We start from the raw sequence: 1,572 nt of genomic DNA, 5'->3' as shown, positions 1-1,572 counted from the left end.
AAAGCTGAAGAACGGCACGGGCACCGGAATCGGGATGTTGATGCCGACCTGGCCAACGTCGATCTCGCTCTGGAACTTGCGTGCCGCCGCGCCGCTCTGCGTGAAGATGCCCACGCCGTTGCCCATCGGGTTCGCGTTGACGAGCGCGATCGCTTCGTCGAGCGTGTCGACTTCCATCACGACCAGCACGGGCCCGAAGATTTCATGCGTGTAGATCGTCATGTCGGTTTTCACGCCGGAGAAGATCGTCGGCCCGATGAAGTTGCCTTCCTCGAAGCCGGCGACCTTCACGTCGCGGCCGTCGAGTTCGAGCTTCGCGCCTTCCTTGATGCCCATGTCGATCAGCGACAGAATCCGCGCCTTCGCACCGCGCGACACGACCGGCCCGACGTCGGTGCCCGCTTCCGAGCCCGCGTTGACCTTCAGCGTCTTCGCCTTCGCGACGAGGTCGGGCAGCCATTCGCGCGCCTGGCCCACCAGCACCGCGACGGACGTCGCCATGCAGCGCTGGCCGGCCGCGCCGAAGCCCGCGCCGACGAGCGCATTGATCGCCTGCTCGCGATTCGCGTCGGGCAGTACGATCGCGTGGTTCTTCGCGCCCATCATCGACTGCACGCGCTTGCCGTGCTGGCTGCCGAGGTTGTACACGTGCGTGCCGACGGCGGTCGAACCGACGAACGAGATCGCCTTCACGAGCGGATGCGTGCAGATCGCGTCGACGACTTCCTTGCCGCCGTGCACGACATTCAGCACGCCTTTCGGTACGCCGGCTTCGAGCGCGAGCTCGACGAGTTCCATCGTCGACATCGGGTCCTGCTCCGACGGCTTCAGCACGAACGTGTTGCCGCACACGATCGCCATCGGGAACATCCACAGCGGAATCATCGCGGGGAAATTGAACGGCGTGATGCCCGCGCACACGCCGAGCGGCTGGCGCAGCGTGTAGGTGTCGACGCCGCCCGCGACGTTCTCCGCGAATTCGCCAAGCTGCAGCGTGCCGATCGAGCATGCGTGCTCGACCACTTCGAGGCCGCGGAAGATGTCGCCTTCGGCGTCGGGAATCGTCTTGCCCTGTTCAGCCGTCAGCGTCTTCGCGATGCGCTGCTGGTTCGCGCGCACCAGATCCTGGAACTTCAGCATGATGCGCATGCGCGCGGCGATCGGCGTGTTCTTCCACGTCGCATACGCGGCGTGCGCGGCCTGCACGGCCGCGTCGACTTCCGCGACGGTCGCGAACGGCACGCGCGCGAGCACCTGCTGCGTCGCCGGGTTGACGATGTCGCGCCACTCGCTGGTGGTGGACTCGACGAAGGCGCCGTCGATCAGCAGCTTGACCGTCGGCACGTCTTGCCCCGTGCGGGGCGTCGGATTCGCGTTCATCAGCGTTTTCTCCTTGCAGTGGGCCGCGTGGCGTCGTGCGACGCGCGGCCGGTTCGGTTCAGCGAGGCGGCGGGCGGCGCGCCGAAAAAAAAGCGGCGCGCACGGCCCGCAGCCGGTCATTTCAGTTCGTTGGCGAAATCTTCTTCCCAGTACTCGCCGGGCATGCGCTCGGTCGCGTCGTCGCCACGCTCG

At 66.5% G+C, this 1,572-nt stretch carries 1 protein-coding gene; it reads right to left on the bottom strand.

Annotated features, from left to right (window positions below; translation table 11 throughout):
- On the bottom strand, positions 1–1,380 hold a 1,380-nt coding region (locus tag JMF90_RS36485), incomplete at its 3' end, for a CoA-acylating methylmalonate-semialdehyde dehydrogenase (RefSeq protein WP_201326288.1).
- Positions 1,381–1,572 lie beyond the last annotated feature (192 nt).

The sequence above is a fragment of the Burkholderia sp. E168m23 genome (assembly GCF_016586125.1).
Classification (GTDB): domain Bacteria; phylum Pseudomonadota; class Gammaproteobacteria; order Burkholderiales; family Burkholderiaceae; genus Burkholderia; species Burkholderia orbicola.
Note: the sequence above shows the minus strand (reverse complement) of the source record. Positions and strands in the feature narration are given on the sequence as shown.